Origin of the sequence: Dongia sp. (genome assembly GCF_041906375.1) — a bacterium.
Taxonomy (GTDB): Bacteria; Pseudomonadota; Alphaproteobacteria; order Dongiales; family Dongiaceae; genus Dongia.
In genome coordinates this window covers 292,373-311,755 of the sequence record NZ_JAYRJJ010000003.1, presented here as the reverse complement: position 1 = coordinate 311,755, position 19,383 = coordinate 292,373, and the positions used below count along the sequence as shown (strand labels likewise).

The following is a 19,383-nucleotide window of genomic DNA, read 5'->3' as shown; positions in this document are numbered from 1 at the left end:
CCTGAAGGGAGAGGGCCGGGATGGGGGTGGCCTTCAGTCTCAGCCCGCTCACAGCCTCTTATACATCACCGTCGTCGCATCCAGCCGGGGCGAAAGCGGATCGAGGCAATAGGCCGGAATGATGCCCGCCGTCTCGAAGCCCAGTGCCGCATAGAGCGGCTCGGCGCTGTCGCCACTGCGCGTATCGAGGGTGAGGAGGTGCCGCTGCTTCTGCCGCGCCACCGCTTCTATTTCCATCATCAGCCTCCGCGCAATGCCGCGGCGGCGGAAGTCCGGATGCACCAGGAGCTTGCGCACCTCAGCGCGATGCGGCTGGTTTGGCATCGTGTCGTGATCGAGCTGCACGGTGCCGGCGATCCGGCCGGCGCACCACGCCACCAGCATCACCAGCTTGCCGCCGCGCGCTGCCGGCAGAACCTTATCCTGCCAATACGCCTCGCTTTCCCCGATGTCATGCGGCAGCACGAAGCCGACGCTGGCCCCGGCATGCACGCAGGCATGGAGCAGAATCGCGAGGTCCTGGCTGTGGCGGGCGATCCCGTCGGGAGAGAGGGCGGATATCGTTATTTCGGGAGTCATGTCGTGCGCGTCACACCAGGAAAATGAGATAGCGGGCACCACTCTCCGCCATCGTCTCGAATGCACTCGGTCCGAACAGCTGATAGCGCAGGCAATCACCGGGCGCGAGGTCATGATCGCGCCCGCCGACGCGCACACGCAGTTTTCCCTCCAGCATCAGCAGATGATGTTCGAGACCGGGTCGCGGCGGCGCGTCATAGCTGATCGTGGTCCCCGGCGGCAGGGTCCCTTCGACGACTTCGCCCGCCAGCGCCTGCGCCGGCGGCGAGACGGAGCGTCGGTGGAAGCCGGTTTCCGGATCCTGCCAGACGGGCTGGACCGCCCGCGTCAGCAGGGGCACGAAACCGTCTTCCGCCATATGCATCAGCCGCGAGACCGTAAGGCCATAGGCGGCGCACAGCTTGCCCAGCACACTAGCGGTGGCGCTCACCTCGGCGTTCTCCAGCCGCGACAGGGTGGCCCGACTGACCTCGCTGCGCCTCGCCAACTCCTCCAGCGACCAATGCCTGTCCGCCCGCAGGCTCTTCAGGCGCTCGGCAATGCGCCGGTCGATCGGATCTATTTCGAGACTTTTTCTCATTTATGAGAAATTATCTCACTACTAGGCGGACGGCAAGGCGCTTCAAGTCAGATTCCTGGCCGAGCGTATAAGTTGTGACATCGGTCATTAATACAGAATCGGAAGTTGGCACCTACACACAATGAGCGTATTTAGGTTTGCCAATACAAACCCCGGGCCAATTCCGGGCCGACCCGATGACGCAGCTGATGTGGAGCCGGACCGTGGAACTGCAGCACCTCGAAGAAGCGACGGAGCTCTCCGCCACCATCGAACGCATCTACGAAGCGGCATTGGCGCCTGCCTTGTGGCCGGAGGTTCTGGGCCGCATCGCCACCTTCGTGAACGGCTACAGCGCCGCCATCTTCTCGAAAGCTCCTCCTTCAACGAAGGCGGCATCTATTATCACGATGGCCGCATCCACGAAGACTTCCGTCACACCTATTTCACCCAGTACATCAAGTTCGACCCCTCGAACACGCTGCAGTATTTCGGCGAGATCGAGAAACCGGTGAGCGTGTCCAGCCTCATTCCGCACGGCGAACTTGCCGATACCAGGTTTTATCGCGAGTGGGCCGAGCCACAGGGCCTCATCGACATGGTTACCGTGACGCTCGAACGGTCCGCCGTGTCGGCGGCATTGTTCGGCGTCTTCCGGCATGTCAGCCAGGGCCCGGCCGACGATTTGATCGTGCGCCGCATAGGTCTGCTGGCACCGCATATACGCCGCGCCATCTTTATCGGCCGCGCCTTCGACATCAAGGCGAACGAGGCGGCGACGTTGGCCGAAACATTGGACGGCTTCAGCAGCAGCCTGTTCCTGGTCGATCGCGATGCGCATATCGTTCACGCCAATGCTGTCGCCTATCGCGCCCTCGACCGGCGTGACCTTTGCCGGGTAACGTCCGGTCGCCTCACCTTCCTCGATCGCGCTGCCAACAACAAATTCAATGCGGCGCTGGGTGAATTCGCCGGGGCCACCAGCACGTCCCTGCCCGACGATCTGCTCCTGACGCTCGAGCGGGAAGATGGTGAACCTTTTGTCGCCCAAATCCTGCCATTGGCCTTCCGCAATGGCCGCGCGCGCAACGCCAGTTCCGCCATCGCCGTCGTCTACCTGCAACGCGCCGCGCTCAAAGTGGATACGGCGCCGACGGCGATCGCCAAGGCCTATGCGCTGACGCCGACCGAACTGCGCGTGCTGCTCGCCATCGTCGAAATCGGCGGTGTCCCAGAGACGGCGGAATCGCTCGGCATCGGCGAAGGCACGGTCAAGACCCATCTGCGCCGCGTCTTTGCCAAGACCGGCGCCACGCGCCAGGCCGATCTGGTGCGGCTCGTCGCTGTCCACAGCACGCCGATGGGGCATCGCGCTCAGAACCCGCGCCCCACGCAGCTGCCGATTGCACGCTGTGCCGACACCATGAGAGTTGCCGGGAGAGCCGCCTGTTCCTGAGCGCCATCGTCGATGGCGCAGCCACCGGCCGCGTTGCCGAAATCCATACCGCCGGCAAGGCAGCTTAGCGCGGGACGCAAGTTCGCCTGAACAGAGCCGCGCGCCTGGCAATCGCTAGGGGCGCGTGTCCATCGCGGCCGGCTTCGGTCCACCGCTCGCCCAATCGAGCAGTTCGACCGTGTGCACGATGGGCTGGTTAAGCCCGCCTTCCAATTGCTGCAGGCAGCCGATATTGCCGGCCGACACGATGTCGGCGCCGGTCTTGGCGATATTGCCGAGCTTGCGGGCACGCAGCTCCCGCGCGAATTCCGGCTGAAGCAGATTATAGGTGCCGGCCGACCCGCAGCAGAGATGCGATTCCGCGATATCCACGACGTCGAACCCGGCGCCACGCAACAGATCCTTGGGCGCCGGCAGGACGCGCTGACCGTGCTGCAAGGAACAGGCGGCGTGATAGGCGATCCTCTTGACTGGCATGGGTGCAGTTGGTGCGACGCCGCCGATCTTCACCAGATATTCGCTGATATCCAGCGCCTTGGCTGCAACCGCGCGCGCCAGTTGCGCGTCCGCATCGCCGCGGAACAGATGCCCCCAATCCTTGATCGAGGTGCCGCAGCCCGAGGTGGTGATGACGATGGCATCAAGTCCCGCACCGTTCATCTCGCGCGCCCAGGCATGCAAGGTTGGGCGCGCCGTCTCCTTCGCCTCGTGTTCGCGGCCCATATGCTGGGTCAGCGCGCCGCAGCAACCAGCACCTTCAGCCACCACGACTTCGATGCCCAGCCGATTGAGCAGCCGGATCGCCGCCGCATTGATACCCGGCTTCAGCACCGGCTGCGCGCAGCCGGCGAGGATCGCAACTCGGCCCCGGCGCTGGCCTTCGGCCGGAAAGACGCCGGGCTGATCGGTCACCGCCGGTGCCGCGATCTCCTGCGGCAGCATGCTGAACATCGCCTTCATCCGGCCACGCAGCAGATGCGGCAGGCCCGACAAGCGGCCAAGCTTTCCCAGCGCCAGCGCCAGGCGGAACAAGGTCGGGTTCGGCAGCACTTGTGCCAGCACATTGCGCAGCAGCCGGTCGAAGAACGGCCGGCGATATTGTGCCTCGATCCGCACCCGCGCCTGGTCGACCAGATGCATGTAGTCGACACCGGATGGGCAAGTCGTCATGCAGGAAAGGCAGGTCAGGCAACGGTCGACATGCTTGGCGACGATTGTCTCGGCCGCCTCATCCCTCTCCAGCATGTTCTTGATGAGATAGATGCGCCCGCGCGGGGAATCGTTTTCATCACCGGCGATGACATAGGTGGGACAGGTGGCCGTGCAGAAGCCGCAATGGACGCAGTTGCGCAGGATCTTGTCGGCGGCGGCGAGATCCGGATCGGCGAGCTGGGCGAGGGAGAAATGGGTCTGCATGTCAAAGATCCGGATGCAGGCGGCCGCGGTTGAAGATCATCTTGGGATCGAAGGCGGCGCGGACTTTCTGGAGGAGCGGCACCGGCACGTCGGGGCTGAAAACCCGGTCGCCCTTCCGCCACTCATCCGGCGCGCGCAGCAAGGTGGCATGCCCCTGGCCGCCCAGATAGCTGTGAACTGCACGCACAGCGGCCGGCATATCTGTGAGAGAATGCGCAAACCACAGGCGTCCGCCACCCCAGTCGACACTGAATTTGGACCCCGGCAAAGCCGCCAAAAGCTGTGCCAAACCCTGGGAAAAGGTGGCCGGTGGCACCGAAAACACCCATAAAACGGGCGATTCCGGAGCCTCAAAATGGTCAAGATTCCTGATTTTTTGCCATTGTGCGACGGATTCTGTCGTATCCAGAACACGCCCGGCCCCTGCCAGACCCTGCAGAACGCCCAGCCGATAGGCAACCGACGGTCCCGCCCCTTCCAGACGGAAGACCAACTGGCACGGCGCCGGCAGATAGGCCGCCCCGGATGGGTCGGCCGTGCTGCCCAGCACCGCGGTCATCAGCCGCTCGGCACGGAAAACATCAATATTTTCAAGAACTAAGGAACAGGAGGTTTCGGGTGCCGGCACGACTTTCAAGGTCACTTCGGTCAGCGCCACCAGCGTGCCGAAGGAACCGGCGATAAGCTTGGGGAGATCGTATCCGGTGACGTTCTTCACCACCTTGGCACCCGCCTTGATCGCTGCTCCGCTACCGTTAACGCCTTTGAATCCCAGGAAAAAATCGCGCGCTGCCCCGGCAAACGGGCGGCGGGGACCGGAAAGATTGCAGGCGATCACCCCACCGATTGTCGCCTGATCGGCCGGCGCGCCATAAAGGGGGCCGAAATCCATCGGCTCGAAGGCCAGATGCTGCTTCTCTCCCTTAAGTACCTGTTCTATCTCGATTAACGGCGTACCAGCGCCAACGGTCATAACCAGTTCGGCGGGGGCATAGTCGATGATGCCGCTGAACCGGCGCAGCGAAACGACCTTACCCCCGACCGGCCGCCCCCACCCTGCCTTGGTGCCATGGCCGATGAGGGCGAGCGGCGCCACCTCACTCACGGAAGAGCGAACGATATCAATGAGTTCCGACTCGGTGGCGGGGAGCAGCATCAGAACCGCGGCAATTCTGGATGCGGCAGGTTCCCACCCCGCACATGCATCGCCCCCATCTCAGCGCAACGCTTGAGGTTCGGGAACACCTTGCCGGGATTGAGCAGATTGCCGCTGTCGAAGGCGCATTTGACGCGCATCTGCTGATCGAGATCGACTTCCGTAAACATGGTCGGCATCAGGTCGCGCTTTTCGACACCCACCCCATGCTCGCCGGTGAGGACGCCGCCGACTTCGACGCAAAGCCTGAGGATATCGGCACCGAAAGCCTCGGCCGCCTCGAGTTCACCGGGCTTATTGGCATCGTAGAGGATGAGCGGATGCAGATTGCCGTCGCCGGCGTGGAAGACGTTGGCGACCCGCAAGCCATGCTGGGCGGAAAGCTCATTCATGCGCTGAAGAACCTGGGGCAAACGACTGCGCGGAATGGTGCCGTCCATGCAGTAATAGTCGGGCGAGATGCGCCCCACCGCCGGAAAGGCTGCCTTGCGCCCGGCCCAGATAAGGAGACGCTCGGCCTCGCTCTGACTGACGCGGAGGCCCGTGCCGCCGAAGGATGTGGCGATGGCGCTGACGCGGGCGATGAGATCGTCGACCTCGACCTCCGGCCCGTCGAGTTCGACGATGAGCAGGGCTTCGACGTCGAGCGGGTAACCGGCATGAACGAAATCCTCGGCGGCATGGATGGCGGGCCTGTCCATCATTTCCATGCCGGCCGGGATGATGCCGGCACCGATGATCGCGGCAACCGCGGCACCGGCGGATTCGGATGAGGCGAAGCCGGCCAGCAGCGCCCGTGCTTTTTCGGGCTTCCTGAGCAGCTTCACCGTCACCTCGGTGACGACGCCGAGGAGACCTTCGGAACCGGTGAAAAGGCCCATCAGATCATAGAGGCCGCTGTCGAGATGCTTGCCCCCTAAGCGGATCACCTCGCCATCCATCAGCACGATCTCAAGCCCCAGCAGATTGTTGGTGGTGAGGCCGTATTTCAGGCAATGCACGCCGCCGGAATTCTCGGCCACATTGCCGCCGATCGAGCAGGCGATCTGGCTGGAGGGATCGGGCGCGTAATAGAAGCCGTCGCCGGCAACCGCATGGGAGATGGCGAGGTTGAGCACACCGGGCTGCACCACGGCGCAGCGATTGGGAAGATCGATGTCGAGAATCCGGTTGAGCTTGCCGAGCCCCAGCAGCAGCCCATCGGCCAGCGGCAGCGCCCCACCGGAGAGCGAGGTGCCGGCACCGCGCGGCACGACCTTGATGCCAAAACGATGCGCGATTTTGAGGGCTGCCGAGACTTCCGCCGTCGAACGCGGCAGGGCCACGGCGAGCGGTACTTGGGCGTAGGCGGTGAGGCCATCGCTCTCATAAGGCCGCATGGCCCGCGTTTCGGCGATGACATTCTCAGCCCCCAGCGCCTCGCGCAGGGCAGCAACAAATCGCGGGGCAGCTTCAAACGCTGCTGAATCGGGCGGCGGCATCTGCATGGCCCGATTCTATAGCCTAAATTCACCCGGCACGGGGAGATGCATTTGCACCCGGACCGGTCAAATGAGTTCGCGGAGACGGGCAAGTTGCCGGCGATCTTCCTCCCGCCGGATGGGAAAGCCGGCGAGATACCAGTCCAGCACCGCCTCGATGCTCGCTTCCTGGCTGCCATACCATTCCGCCGAGACGATCTTCTGCATTTCGCGGAGTGCCGCGGCCCCTTCCACCGCCTGCCCAAGCTGCAGATGGGCGGCAGCGGCCCAGCCCGGCGTGTCGACGATGACGTTCTTCGAGCGGTTGGCGGCATCGACCGCGCCCGCAAAATCGCCGACCAGATACCGGATGGCCGCGATATACGACCATTGATAATCGAGGAAGATCGGCGACAGGACCATGGCGCGATCGAGCAGCAATTTGCCGGCATCGGTCCGCCCCATGAAAGCGAGGCCGAGGGCGGCGGAAAGCAGCGTCTTGGGGCTGTTTGGATTGAGTTCGACGGCAAGCTCGAAATGCACCTCGGCCTGGCTGAACTGATCGGCCTTCGCGCTGGCCCAGGCGACCGTCAATTGCCCCCGCGCACTGAGAGGATCGAGATCGATCGACCGGTTGGCAAGATCGAGCGCGCGGCGCGTCAGAGCGGGATCCGGCGCGCTGCCCGGCCAGACGAAGTGGCGGGAGCTGTAGACGCTGGCCAGGCTTGCATAGGCGGGCGCGAATTCCGGATCCTTCTCGATGACCTCCGAGAAGAGCGCCATCGCCTCCGCTTCCGATTTCGGCTTCCAATGCGTCAGGAGATGTTCGCCCCTGATCCAGAGGTCATAGACATTCTGCCCGGCATGTTCCGGCAAGATCCGCGACAGCCGGTCATGCGATACATATACTTCGAGCGAAGAGGCGATCCTGCTGATGATCTTCCTTTGCGTCTCGGCCCAATTGCCGGCCGCGAAATGGAACATCTCGCTCCACACCACGTGGCCTGAATCGGGCCTGACCAGCAGCAGGTGCAGTTCGATTTCACCCAGCACCTCGGAACAACTGCCGCTGATGAAGTAGTCGGCGCCCGATGAACGGGCATCGGATCTTCCTTCGATGATGGTCCATTCGCGAAAGCGCGAGAGGTTGCTGATCAGATCCGCCCGAAAGCCGAAGGCCGGATCCAGCAGAGAATCGCATCTCGCCGTCACGTCGCCGACAGCGATCGTCGGCCGCCGGACGCGCGCGCCGTCGGAGGGAACCTCTTTGACGGAAGGACTGTGCATGCCGTTCAGGCCGCGGATGAGGTTCACGATATCGGTGCCGGGTTGCAGTGAGAATCTGGCCTCCATCTCCCTGCACAGGGCATCGTAGACCCGCAGAGCCGCCGCCTGGTTGCCGGTCTTGGCATGATGACGGATGAGACATTGCGCGGCATGCTCATGGCAGGGCTCCGCAACAAGCAAGGCGGTTGCCGCCTGCTTCATCAGCGGCTCGCCGATTTCGAACCGGTCGAGCATGGCTTCAAGCAACTCGCTGACCCTCTCACCCCAATTGCGGCGAGTGACCTTGAGCCAGGAATTGAAGAGCGGGCTCACCTGCTCCAGCCCGAACAGAATTGTCTGCGGCCAGTTCGGTTTCTCGAGCAGCAACGCGTCGATCTTTCCGGAGGCCAGGTTTTCCAGGATCATCGGCAAGTCGACATCGACCCATGCGCCGTTGAGGCCGATAAAATCACCCTGCCGAACGATTAGGTCGGGCCCGACCGGAGCCAGCGCCTTCTCGATATTGGCGAGGCAGCTCATGAGCGCCCGCCGACCCTCCAGGCGGCTACGATCGGGCCACAGAAGCGTGATGATGCGATCCTGGTTTTCGCGGAATTTGTTCGAGAGGGCGAGAAAGCCGATAAGTGCGCGCGCCTTCTGCGAGCGCAGGGGCAGCGGCTCGGCATCGTCGGCCGTCAAAGAGAAGCCGTCGATCGTCGCAATATGAAAGTCACCGGCATCATGCCCCTTCGCCGGCCGGCCATTGGGGCGCAGATGATAGATCGACAACGGGTCCGGTATGTTGCGCAAAGTGACCCGCCCACCGGACACAAAGCCATATGCCGACCCTTGATGGGCGGCGCGGTAAACCTCCTGAGAGACGCAGATGTTGCCGGGCTCGGCCAGACCCTCGATGCGTGCCGCGACGTTGATGGCATGCCCGAAGACGTCGCCGCTGCCCCGGTAGACTTCCCCCATATGCAGGCCGATGCGGAACTGCCGTGCATTGGCGCCATCGGTCTGCGACGCTTCCAGTTCGGTCTGGCTCTCAACCGCGAAATCGACGGCGCTGACGGCGCTGTCGAACAGGATCAGGACTCCATCACCCGTCGTCTTGATGAATTCGCCGCCGAATTTCCGGCACCGGTCCCGGAAGATGCCAAAGCATTCCTGCAGGAAGGAAAGCGTGCCTATTTCGTTATGGGCGACATGACGACTAGACTGATGCAGATCAGCAAACAGAATTGCCTTGAGAACTGGGCGCTCGTGATCCGACTGCATGGCTGCGCTCGCGATCCGATAGCATGGCTGCTGCTTGGTGCAGGAGATCCTGCAACCTTAGTCTTGTGCGCAGAAAAACACTAGACCCGGCCGCCCACGCGGCCTGTGTAGGAGATCAAGCATGTGATCGAGGATATATTCGATATCGTCGTTCTGACCGAGGGTCAGGCGCCGGTGCAGTTGGCCATTGCACTGCCCAACGACCGCTATCGCAGCGACAACGCTCTGCCCAAGGCCGCCCTGCCGGAGGCGGGCCGCATCGCCAGCGGGCGCGGGACGACTTTGCGCGCCTGTCGACACAGCTGCATGGGGGAAGCCGCCGAAATGCTTTCGACCTGCGCCTGGGGCGACGAGTCACTGTTGACGGCATCGGCGACGGAGCTGGGACCACAGGCGCTATCCGTGCGCGCCCTCAATGGGTTTACCGATGCGCAGATCAACGAACGTGACAGCTGGAACCGGATCTATGGCGCATATGACTGGCGGCCGTGCCCGGCGAGCGCTGCCAATCCCATTGCCTGGGCGCCGGTCCAGGATGCATTCACGGGCGGCATACGCTATGCGCCGGCGGATTTCCTCTATCTCGGCCGGCGGAAGGCCGGCGACGACATGGCCGTGGCGATCGCCGACAGCAACGGCTGTGCCAGCCATGCCGAGGCGGAAGGCGCAAAGCTCGGCGCCCTGCTGGAACTGATCGAACGGGATGCCACGGCCCGGTGGTGGTATGGTTGCCGTCGACGGCCGCCGATGAATACCGATGAGATCGGCGCGGCAACGCCCTTGTGGCATGCAATCGGTGCGCGCGAAAGATTGAGCCGGCTGTTCGACATCACGTCGGACATCGGCATTCCTGTCGTCGCGGCACTTTCGGCCGAGCGCGACGGCAGCGACGTGGCCCTGGGGTTTTCCGCCAAGACGGATTTGCTCGCGGCGATCGAAGCGGCTCTCACCGAAATGCTGCAGATGGAGTTTTCGCTGGCGATTGCCAAGGAAAGCGGGGGGCAAAATTCGTCATGGGCGCAGTGGCGCCGCGCGGTGACGACATCGCTCCCGCCGCTCGATGCGACGGAAATGCCAGAGCAGGCATCGCCGGGAATCAGATCGCATCGGGAAGATGCCTCGCTCGCCGACATTCTCGATATCTGCGCGAACCTCGGCATTGACCTTCATTTTGCCGATATGAGCCGCCCCGGTACCGGCGTGCCAGTTTACCGGGCGATGTCGACGGCCCTCTGTCACTACAAGCCGCGATTTGCACGCCTGCGCCTTTACGCGCATGACCCCAGAGACATAGAGGGCGGTGCGGAGCGACCGGTTGCGCTGGTCCCGCTGCTCATATAGGGCCTTCCCTCGGCAACTCGCTCCGTGAGCTTCCTTCCTCTTCGGATCGGGGCCGGATGGAGACGCAGGCAAACAGTCCCGTCAGTTCAGCGGCAGCGCGTCAGCATCATCATGCCGAACATGAACTTGTGCGCTTTTTCCCTGGCTGCCGCCTGGCCGGCACCGGAGACGCTATAGAGATTGAAAATCTCCGTCGCGTAGACGCTGAGATAGTTCAGGTTCGAGGGTGGCATGTCGGGCATCGGTACCGTCACCTTGGATTTCTTTTTGACCTTCCTCACATCGCGCTCGGCAAAGATCTTGCAGTTGGTATTGTCGATCGCTTCGAAATCTCCATTGGGTAGAATCTGCTTAACGATGAAAGCGCCTTCGGTCCCGTTGCTTGCGGCCGTCTGCAGGAGGTCCGGCCGCTCGTCCGGCTCCGCTCCCAGGAATTCAAGATATTTGTCGAGACGCAGGATCAGATTGTTGACGACATTCACATAGCCATCGACATCCGGCACGTCGGCCGTGCCCGGCTTGACGATCTTGAGCTTTGCCATAGCGAGCCTCCTTTCACACGGTTTCCAATGGATTGGGGTGTCCAGCAAACGCAATCAAATCAACGATCGTAAAATCATCGGCCTTCACACTGGGAAGATGGGGACGCCAAACGGCGTCCTTGAGGATCGATATGTCGCTGGCTTCGACCGCGGCATGGAGCGTTTCCATCACCACGCGTCCACCGAGGGGGCCGAGATGGTTGCCGTTCCCCAGCAGCGCCGCCTCGCGCAGGACATAGTACCAGAGCGGCGTGTGCCGGCCGAGTTCGTCATGGCGCCGGAACGCGTCCTGCACGGCAGTGGTTTCGACGGCGATCAGTTCGTCGGTCGACAGCTGGCGCAAATCGAGCCCACAGCCGCGGCAGAATTCGAAGGCCTGCTGGGCACTGGCAATGCCGACCTCGCGACCGCGCAGCAGGCTTGCCGTCGCGAGGTTGAAGCCCGCGGCATCGACCGCCACATCGGGCGAGCGGGCGCGGATGCGTTCGGGCAATGATGCAAGGTCATGCGCGAAACGGGTGCCGATGCGCCCCGCCTTCATCGGTTCTTCGGCATCACGCCACAGCGGGTGCGCGGCAAAGTCAAACAGGCGGAACCAGTTCGTCACCCATTTTATCGGCAGGCCGCGATTATTGTCGGCAAGGCCGTCGCTTGAATTGCGAAAGCTGAGTTCCATGAATTCCCTGACCCCCACCGGCGTGCTGACGAGCCGGTTCCAGGGCGAATAGTCGTCCCTGATCATGCTGTGGCCGTAGCGCCCGCAGGCGACGGCGAATTCCAGCGGCATCCATTCGGTCGACGGGCCGATGCGCCCCGGGGCGACCAGCTGGCGGCCGTCGTTCAGCACCGCTTCATGGGTCGCATGGCCGACGATGCGCGGCGCGAAGTCGTGCAACACCAAATGCTGGAAATGCTTGACCCAGGTTTCGCGGATATTGGCGGCAGCGCCGTTGCGGGGATTGCGGGCGATGGCGTTGTAGAATTTCAGCATGGTGAGATGGCATTGCGCCAAGGGCAGGAAATCATCATTCCTTGGGTCCTGAATCAGCGGTTGGCCGCTGTTGATCCCTTCCCTCACGCGCGGCAGGTCCTCCGCCAGCACGATGCCCTCGGATGTCGTGCGACCGACCGGCAGCGGCCCCAACCCGAAGGGCGGTGTCCGCGCCAGCAATTCAGCGCTGGGGAAGATGCTGTCGAGATCCAGGGCCGGCGAGCGGAAGTTGAGCTTGCGACCGGGCGACATGAACGTGATGTCGTGGAAGATGAGTTGTCCGAGATAGGTATAGCCGGCGGGAATGTCGCTTTCCGCGAAGGCCGCAACCGGTTCGGACATGATCGCGGCGCCCAGCGCCTGCAAGGCAGCTTCGGAAGGAAGAGAAGCCGGATCGGCGGCGCCGAAAGCGAAGCGATAGGCAAATGCCGTGGGGGATGGGTCGACAGCGACATCCGCCGCGGGCACGGCTCGATTGCCGCCGCCTGACGCCAGGCGGAGCCCGCTCTTCTCCTGTCCGCTCACATGGTAGGACGAGGAAGCATGCGCCATCGAAGCTACCTGCTGTTTGCAGGGCTGGAAATCTACCCGACAATGTGGGCGATGCAAAATCGGCAAAAAGAAACCGCGCCGGGAATAAATCCCGGCGCGGTTTCTAAATCAGTCAGTCGGATCCAGCTCGATCAACGCGCCGGACCGAAAACTTCAGCCTGCGCAGCCCAATCCCAGGTTGAAAGCGCTCAACCCTGGCGCGCCTTGAAGCGCGGATTGGTCTTGTTGATCACATAGACCCGGCCCTTGCGGCGGACGATACGGCAATCCTTGTGCCGCGCCTTGGCCGACTTCAGCGAGTTAACAACCTTCATGGTCCGGTTCCTTGAGAATTCAACGAGTCTTGAAATGGTGGCGCAACATAGTGACCAGGGGATTTCCTGTCAACCGCGTGAAACAGCGCCTTAAGGGATTGAAATATAAAGCTTAAAAGGCAATTACCAGTTCGACATGAGCTTGGTGCCGCCCAGTTTGATGGCATAATAGCGCATGACCTTGAGGTCGCCGGCGTCAAAAGCCGCCACCCGGCGGCTCCACAATTCGACTTCCTTGACCACCTGTTCGGGCAAAGCCTTGGCGTGGGCGGCCTTTTCGCCGCCTGCCTGGGTGAAGCCGATCCAGCCGTCCATGATCATCTTCCGATAGCGTTCGGTGATGTCCTCATTGACGCGCAGGTCGAAATTGAGCTCGCGGAACCACTTCGCATATTCCTCGCCCGAGGCGAAGAACGTCTGGTCGGACGGCGCCAAGCCCAGCCCTTGCAGGCGCTGATCGTTCATGGCCAAGGCGTCATTGCGCACGAAATCGGTGATCGAGACCTGGCCGCGGGGCTTCAGTGCCCGCTCGAAGATTTTCAGCAATTTGGGTTTGTCTTCGACCAGATAGAGCGATTCCGAGGAAAGGATGCAATCGACCGAACCCTGCTTGGGCTCGAACCCTTCCGGCGAATAGCGGACGATATCGGCCTTTTTCTCCATCCCCGCCTTGATGGACATTTCTTTTCCGGCCTTGGCGAGGTCCGCCGTGGGTTCAATGCCGTTCACCCAGACGCCGAACTCATTGACCAGGGCGCGGGTGCCACCACCGAGGCCAGCGCCGAATTCCATGACGGTCAGGGAGGGGTTGAGGCCGAACGGCTTAGCCAGACCCAACACATGTTCCTCGCCGCCCGGCTTGTAGTAACCGGCGCCCCAGACCTGTTCCTGAATGCGTATTGCCTCGGTTTCCCAGGGCAAGAGCGGCGGAATGGTCATCACAGGCGGCGCCAGGGTGGGCTCAGCCCCGCGCCCGCTGTCGGACGAGGCCGACCGCGGCAAAGGAACCTCTTCCCCCTCCCACCATGCGCGTAGGCGCAAGCGCCACGGCACCTTTTCATCGGCTCCGGATGTCATTTCCCCACAGCCCCATTGCCGATTCATGGCAAATCAATTACTTAACTGTACCTTCTGCATTACCAAATCGCAAGTTGAGGTCGATCGGCCGTCATGACGTCGTTTCGCGGCCCAGCGATCGGTGCACCAGCCGAAACGCCGCCCCCTCCATCTTTTCCCATCCCCTACCATCTGAAACGGACGGTGGCCCTGGCTATTCCCGTGATGGCGGCCCGGGCGGGGCTGGTCATCATGTTCACGGTGAATGCCGTTTTCTGCGGCTGGCAGGGCACCGGGGCACTGGCGGATCTGGGGGCCGCGGCCATCCCACAAGTCACCTTGATGGTGGTGGGCGTCGGCCTTTTGATCGGCACCATCATCCTCACGGCCCAGGCGGCGGGTTCCGGCCATTTCCTGGAATGCGGCAAGGCGCTGCGCGGGGGCCTTACCATCGCCTGCGGCATCGGCGTCGTTTTCATGCTGGTGCTGACGCCCGCCGAAAGCCTGCTGCGCCTGTTCCAGCAGCCCCCGGAAACCTTTGCCGGCGGCGGACGGGCGCTCAGCATCCTCGGCTATTCGCTGCCGGGCATCCTGATGTTCAGCGCCTGCTCGTTCTTCCTGGAAGGCATCAACCGGCCGGTTCCCGGCATGGTCATTGCTCTTGGCGGCAATGTCATCAACCTGGCGCTCAACTGGGTCTTCGTGCTGGGCCATCTGGGGGCGCCGGAAATGGGTGCGGCCGGATCGGCGCTTGCCACCACGATCACCCGCTGGTGCATGCTGGCAGCGATCGCGCTCTATATCCTGGGCATGCGCGACCGGGCGAAATACGGCGCCCGGCCCTGGTTCGGCTTCGACCTCGCCATCCTCCGCCGCATGCTGGCGCTGGGCCTGCCGCTGGCCTTTGCCATCGGCACGGAAACGGCCTGCTTCAACATGATGATCTACATGGCCGGCTGGCTCGGGCGCACGGAACTGGCCACCATGTATGCCACCATCAATTTCACCAGCTTCGTCTACATGCTGACCCTGGGCCTCTCGACGGCTGCCTCGGTCCGGGTCGGCAATGCGATCGGCCGCGGCAATGCGGGCGATCTGCGGCGGGCCGGGTGGGTCGCGGTCGGCCTTGAGCTTTGCGTGATGGTGCTGGTCGCGGGCATCACCGTCCTGCTGGCCCCAAGGATTGCTGGTGCCTACAGCCAGGATCCGCTGGTCCTGCCGCTGCTCACGGGGGCCCTTACGCTTACCGCTTTGCTCTTCATCGTCGATGGCCTACAAGGCGTGCTGATGGGCGCCCTCCGCGGCGCGGCGGACACCTTGATCCCCACCATCGTCTATATCGTCAGTTTCGTCGTGGTGGGTCTGCCCATGGGTTACATTCTTGGATTTGAACAGAGGGCCGGTGTGCCGGCCCTGATCTGGTCGTTGATCGCTGCCCTCGTCGTTGCCGCGACGGGCCTCGGCTGGCGCTTCCATTGGCTGGGGCGTCGGCCCGAAGGATTGTGGCGATGAGCACGCACAGCGATTATCTCGTCATCGGCGCCGGCATTTCCGGCGCGGCGGCGGCGGCGGAACTGGCCGACCTCGGCAGCGTCACGCTGGTCGAGATGGAAGAACGTCCCGGCTATCACAGTTCCGGCCGCTCGGCCGCGCTTTATACGCCCAATTACGGGCCGCCGGCCGTGCGCGCGATCATCGCCGCCAGCGCCGAGTTCTATCGCGATCCCATGCCGGGCTTTGCCGACCATCCGCTGCTGACGCCGCGCCAGGCGATGTCGTTCGTGCCCGAGGGCTTCGAGGCGAAGATCGACGAAGCGATCGCCGTCGCCACGCCGGCAACGCCGCTGCAGGAAATCTCGCCGGACCAGGCCTGCAAGCTGGCGCCGCTCCTGCGCCGCGAGGTCGTGGCGCGCGCCGTGCTCGACCCGCATGTGATGGATATGGATGCCGGCGCCATTCATCAGGGCTTTTTGAAGCTGCTGAAGCATCGCAGCGGCACCACCTTTACCGATCACCGCATCGCCGGCCTCGAGCGCAAAGACGGGCTGTGGCGCGCCACCACCACCTCAGGCGCGCAGTTCGAAGCGCCGATCGTGGTCAATGCCGGCGGTGCCTGGGCCGACGAGATCGGACAGATGGCCGGCATGCGCGCGATCGGCCTGCAGCCGATGCGGCGCACCGCGATCATCATCGCCAGCGACCCCGTCCTCGCGCCAGCCACCATGCCGGCGGTCGATGACGGGTCGACCGAATCCTATGTGAAGCTCGACGCCGGCAGGCTGATGGCCTCACTCGGCGACGCGACGCCGAGCCCGCCTTGCGACGCCCAGCCCGAGGATCTCGACATGGCCATGATCGTCGACTGGCTGGAACAGCGCACGCATCTCACCGTCAAGCGGATCGAGCACAGCTGGGCAGGTCTCAGGAGCTTCGTCGCCGATCATTGCCCGGTGGTGGGCTTCGACCGCGGCGGTGACGGCTTCTTCTGGCTGGCCGGCCAGGGCGGCTACGGCATCATGCTGGCGGCGGCCCTGGGGCGGCTCAGCCGCGACCTGATTGCGCGGGATGCGGTGCCGGCGGATCTGGCCGCGCGCGGGCTCACGCCGGGCAGCCTCGCCCCGGAACGCTGCCGCCTTTGAGGAAACTTGGCCCAGTTTCGCGAAACTTGGCCAGGCCACGCAGAAATACACCAAATCTTCACCATATTTGCGCTTCAATGCCCCTCAGAGACTTGGCGCTATTGGGTTATCATGGCAAATTGCGCCGTCGATTGACGCGGCAGCCGGCTGTCCGGGGGGATGGCCGGCCTGCTTTTGGGGGCCAGCTCCCAGCATGATCGGCGGGGCCGGAGCGAAGGGGATTGGAACAAGATGATGAGCGATTTGCAGAAAGACACTGACGAGCATGGCGATCGCCGCCGCGCCCAACGCTTTGTCGTCAATCTGCCGACCGACGTCCTGATCAAGGGCGCGCGGGTCACCTGCCGGCTGGTGGATATTTCCGAAGGCGGTGCGTTGATCGAGACCAGCGGTCCGGTCGCCGTGGGCGATAAAGTCTCGCTCGACCTACCCAAGGTCGGCCCCACCATCGCCACCGTCGTGCGCGTCAGCCCATCGCATATCGCAATGGCATTTCCTGGTGCGATAATTATTTCCAGCATCGTTCGCTGAGAGCGTCGTGGGCGCGGCTAGTCCTTGCGCTCGAGCTGATTGAGCTTTTCGAGGATTTCGGCCACTTCGAATTCGCTCAGCGCCTGCGAATGCGGAATCTCAAGGTGCAGTCTGCCGGTGCCGAGGTTGACGACCACGGCCTCGCGCTTGCGGCGATATCGCTCAGGCATCAGATACATGCGGTCGCCGGCGGCGAAGCCTTTGATATCCGGCGTCAGGATGCAGGCGCCGCCCTGCGAGATATTCTTGTAATTGGTAATGGCGAGCGTGCGGCGCCGATTAGCATCGTCGAACACCACCATCGCCGTCCCATTGAACTGGAATCGCGGATGGCGTCGGTGGTCTTGGCTGCTGTCGTCCGCCATGATGCCCGTCTTTCTCGCGCCGCAGGATGCAGCGTCGCTAGAAAAAAGATACGGAGCGCGCCGACGGACCGCAAACGATATCGACCCGCTCCGCTGCGACGGAAGGAAGCCTTTCGTCCTGGAATGGGACGCTCTACCTTTTTTCGCGCCGCATCATTACCGCAGGGTTAACCGGCAAAGCCTTCCGCGCGATGCACTTCGCGCCCGCCCAGCAAAGTGAGATCGACCTGCGTCTCGCCGATCGCATATGGGTCGACGGCGAAGATGTCGCGATCGAGGACGATCAGGTCGGCATATTTCCCCGGCGTCAGCGAGCCGGTCTCGTCCCCGCGCCATGCGGCCGCGGCGGCAAGCGTGGTATAGCCGCGCACGACCTGCTCCACGTTCAGGCGTTCCTGTGCCTCGAAGACAGGGAAATCCTTGGCCACATGGGCCGGCTGGCGCGTCACCGCCGTCTGCATGATCGGGAACGGGTTCAAGGTCGATACACCCCAATCGCTGCTGACCGCATAGGGCGCGCCGGTTTCGACGATCGTGCGCCAAGGATACATCCAGCGACCGCGTTCCGCCCCGATGAAGGGCAGCGCCATGTCGGTCACCGAGGGTTCGCAGCGCGCCCAGAGCGGCTGCATGTTGGTAACGACACCGAGCGCCCGCAGGCGCGGAATGTCGTCGGGATGGATCACCTGCACATGGGCCAGCTGATGCAGGCTGGGCCAGGCCCCGTTGATCTCGCGCGCCGCCTCGATGCGGTCGAGCGCCACGCGCGTGGCGCGGTCGCCGATGACATGGATATGGAGCTGGAAGCGCGCGGCATCGAAGGCGATGAACAGGTCGCGCAAATGATCCTCGTCGAACATGATCGGCGCATTGCCGCCGGTCGCGTCGGAATAATCCTCGATCATCGCCGCCGTGCGGTTTTCGAGAACGCCGTCGAGGAAGAACTTGGCCGAATGCACGGCGATGTTTTCCGATCGGTATTCACGGCGCAGCGCTTCCAGGCGGCCCAGCGCATCCTTCACCGATTCTTCCGGATAGACCTTGGCCGTGGCACGCAGCCGCACGCTGAGCTCGCCCGCCTCTTCGAGGCCCCGATAGACCTTCATATGCCGCTCGGCCACCATGGCGTCGAGCACGCCGGTGATGCCGTGCTTGTTGCAGAGCTTCTGGCCGTAGCGGACGCCCTTGGTATAAGCGTCGAGTTCCTTCTTGGGCATGCGCGCGCGCACCCAGTCGATGGCGTCTTCATAGATGAGGCCAGTGGGCACGCCCTTGTCGTCGCGCACGAAGGAGCCGCCATGGGGATCGGCCACGCTGGCATCGAGACCCGTGAGTTCGCACGCCTTGGTATTCATCGCCGCATTGTGGCCGTCGGACGCATAGATATAGACGGGCCGGTCAGGCACGGCGGCATCGAGCACATGGCGGTCGAGATTGTGTGCGCCGAAGATGCCTGAATACCAGCCGACGCCACGCACCCAGAGATCATTGGTCGTCTTGGCATAGTCGCGGATGAGCTGCTGCAACTGCGCAATGTTGCGCGCCCCTTCCAGATTGACGCTGCTGGAAAAGCCCGTGCCGCTGTCCTGCAGGTGGATATGCGTGTCCTGGAAGCCGGGCAGCACGAGTTTGCCGCCGGCGTGAATCTTCTTCGTGCGTCCGTTGGCGAGTGCCGTGATCGCGTCATTGCTGCCGATGGCAACGACGCGGCCGGCCTGCACGGCAACGGCCTGGGCGCGCGGCTGCAGCGGGTCCATCGTGCGGATATCGCCATGGGTGAGGATGAGATCGGGCGCGTTGGAAGCCATTGCCAGCCTGCCTGTTATACATATGCACAAGAAGCAGGGATGAAATCAGGTTAGGCGCCCAAAGGCAATGC

Annotated in this window: 17 protein-coding genes; 5 read left to right on the top strand and 12 right to left on the bottom strand. The window is 63.2% G+C overall.

All coding sequences use genetic code 11. From position 1 onward, the window contains the following. Positions 1-48: 48 nt before the first annotated feature. On the bottom strand, positions 49-579 hold the full coding sequence (locus ACE3OA_RS12905) for a GNAT family N-acetyltransferase (RefSeq protein ID WP_374311252.1): 531 nt from the start codon (positions 577-579) through the stop codon (positions 49-51). Between the two features lie 10 nt (positions 580-589). Beyond that, the gene (locus ACE3OA_RS12900; RefSeq protein WP_374311250.1) at positions 590-1,159 is read right to left on the bottom strand and encodes a helix-turn-helix domain-containing protein; all 570 of its coding nucleotides are present in this window, start codon (positions 1,157-1,159) and stop codon (positions 590-592) included. Positions 1,160-1,445: 286 nt separating this feature from the next. Here ACE3OA_RS12900 and ACE3OA_RS12895 point away from each other — a divergent pair, with 286 nt between their 5' ends. Further along, positions 1,446-2,594 carry a helix-turn-helix transcriptional regulator gene (locus ACE3OA_RS12895; RefSeq protein WP_374311248.1) on the top strand — a complete coding sequence of 383 codons (1,149 nt, stop codon included), beginning with the start codon at positions 1,446-1,448 and terminating at the stop codon, positions 2,592-2,594. A gap of 114 nt (positions 2,595-2,708) precedes the next feature. On the opposite strand, the gene glcF is transcribed toward ACE3OA_RS12895, so the two are convergent. From glcF to ACE3OA_RS12875, 4 genes are read right to left on the bottom strand one after another with little or no spacing between them, the layout of a single operon-like run. Then, complete coding sequence (glcF, locus tag ACE3OA_RS12890) at positions 2,709-4,010, bottom strand: glycolate oxidase subunit GlcF (protein WP_374311246.1); 1,302 nt, start codon at positions 4,008-4,010, stop codon at positions 2,709-2,711. 1 nt (position 4,011) lies between these two features. Further along, on the bottom strand, positions 4,012-5,166 hold the full coding sequence (locus tag ACE3OA_RS12885; protein WP_374311244.1) for an FAD-binding protein: 1,155 nt from the start codon (positions 5,164-5,166) through the stop codon (positions 4,012-4,014). Beyond that, positions 5,166-6,653, bottom strand: a complete 1,488-nt coding sequence (locus ACE3OA_RS12880; RefSeq protein ID WP_374311242.1) for an FAD-linked oxidase C-terminal domain-containing protein — start codon at positions 6,651-6,653, stop codon at positions 5,166-5,168. Before ACE3OA_RS12880 ends, ACE3OA_RS12885 begins: the two co-directional genes overlap by 1 nt. A 60-nt stretch (positions 6,654-6,713) precedes the next feature. Further along, a complete protein-coding gene (locus tag ACE3OA_RS12875) occupies positions 6,714-9,173 on the bottom strand; it encodes an adenylate/guanylate cyclase domain-containing protein (protein ID WP_374311240.1) in 2,460 nt (819 codons plus the stop codon). A gap of 123 nt (positions 9,174-9,296) precedes the next feature. Between ACE3OA_RS12875 and ACE3OA_RS12870 the strand changes: the two genes are divergently transcribed. Then, on the top strand, positions 9,297-10,514 hold the full coding sequence (locus tag ACE3OA_RS12870) for a YcaO-like family protein (RefSeq protein WP_374311238.1): 1,218 nt from the start codon (positions 9,297-9,299) through the stop codon (positions 10,512-10,514). An 86-nt stretch (positions 10,515-10,600) separates the two neighbouring features. Here ACE3OA_RS12870 and ACE3OA_RS12865 read toward each other — a convergent pair whose 3' ends face one another. The 4 genes from ACE3OA_RS12865 to ACE3OA_RS12850 form a co-directional block, all read right to left on the bottom strand. Then, entirely contained in the window at positions 10,601-11,056 is a 456-nt protein-coding gene (locus tag ACE3OA_RS12865; RefSeq protein WP_374311235.1) for a hypothetical protein, read from the bottom strand. Between the two features lie 13 nt (positions 11,057-11,069). Next, positions 11,070-12,599: a hypothetical protein gene (locus ACE3OA_RS12860; RefSeq protein WP_374311233.1), complete on the bottom strand. Its 1,530-nt coding sequence runs from the start codon at positions 12,597-12,599 to the stop codon at positions 11,070-11,072. Positions 12,600-12,787: 188 nt separating this feature from the next. After that, the gene (ykgO, locus tag ACE3OA_RS12855) at positions 12,788-12,913 is read right to left on the bottom strand and encodes a type B 50S ribosomal protein L36 (protein ID WP_133612612.1); all 126 of its coding nucleotides are present in this window, start codon (positions 12,911-12,913) and stop codon (positions 12,788-12,790) included. A 123-nt stretch (positions 12,914-13,036) separates the two neighbouring features. Next, the gene (locus ACE3OA_RS12850; RefSeq protein WP_374311231.1) at positions 13,037-13,852 is read right to left on the bottom strand and encodes a class I SAM-dependent methyltransferase; all 816 of its coding nucleotides are present in this window, start codon (positions 13,850-13,852) and stop codon (positions 13,037-13,039) included. A gap of 321 nt (positions 13,853-14,173) precedes the next feature. Here ACE3OA_RS12850 and ACE3OA_RS12845 point away from each other — a divergent pair, with 321 nt between their 5' ends. The 3 genes from ACE3OA_RS12845 to ACE3OA_RS12835 all read left to right on the top strand — a co-directional run bounded on the left by ACE3OA_RS12845 (position 14,174) and on the right by ACE3OA_RS12835 (position 17,139). After that, on the top strand, positions 14,174-15,481 hold the full coding sequence (locus ACE3OA_RS12845; RefSeq protein WP_374311229.1) for an MATE family efflux transporter: 1,308 nt from the start codon (positions 14,174-14,176) through the stop codon (positions 15,479-15,481). Continuing rightward, positions 15,478-16,608 carry an NAD(P)/FAD-dependent oxidoreductase gene (locus tag ACE3OA_RS12840; RefSeq protein WP_374311227.1) on the top strand — a complete coding sequence of 377 codons (1,131 nt, stop codon included), beginning with the start codon at positions 15,478-15,480 and terminating at the stop codon, positions 16,606-16,608. The genes ACE3OA_RS12845 and ACE3OA_RS12840 overlap by 4 nt, the downstream gene beginning before the upstream one ends. A gap of 231 nt (positions 16,609-16,839) precedes the next feature. Beyond that, positions 16,840-17,139 carry a PilZ domain-containing protein gene (locus ACE3OA_RS12835; protein WP_374311225.1) on the top strand — a complete coding sequence of 100 codons (300 nt, stop codon included), beginning with the start codon at positions 16,840-16,842 and terminating at the stop codon, positions 17,137-17,139. A 17-nt stretch (positions 17,140-17,156) separates the two neighbouring features. Here ACE3OA_RS12835 and ACE3OA_RS12830 read toward each other — a convergent pair whose 3' ends face one another. After that, the gene (locus ACE3OA_RS12830) at positions 17,157-17,504 is read right to left on the bottom strand and encodes a PilZ domain-containing protein (RefSeq protein ID WP_374311223.1); all 348 of its coding nucleotides are present in this window, start codon (positions 17,502-17,504) and stop codon (positions 17,157-17,159) included. Between the two features lie 167 nt (positions 17,505-17,671). Next, positions 17,672-19,312 carry an amidohydrolase gene (locus ACE3OA_RS12825; RefSeq protein WP_374311221.1) on the bottom strand — a complete coding sequence of 547 codons (1,641 nt, stop codon included), beginning with the start codon at positions 19,310-19,312 and terminating at the stop codon, positions 17,672-17,674. Between the last annotated feature and the right edge of the window lie 71 nt (positions 19,313-19,383).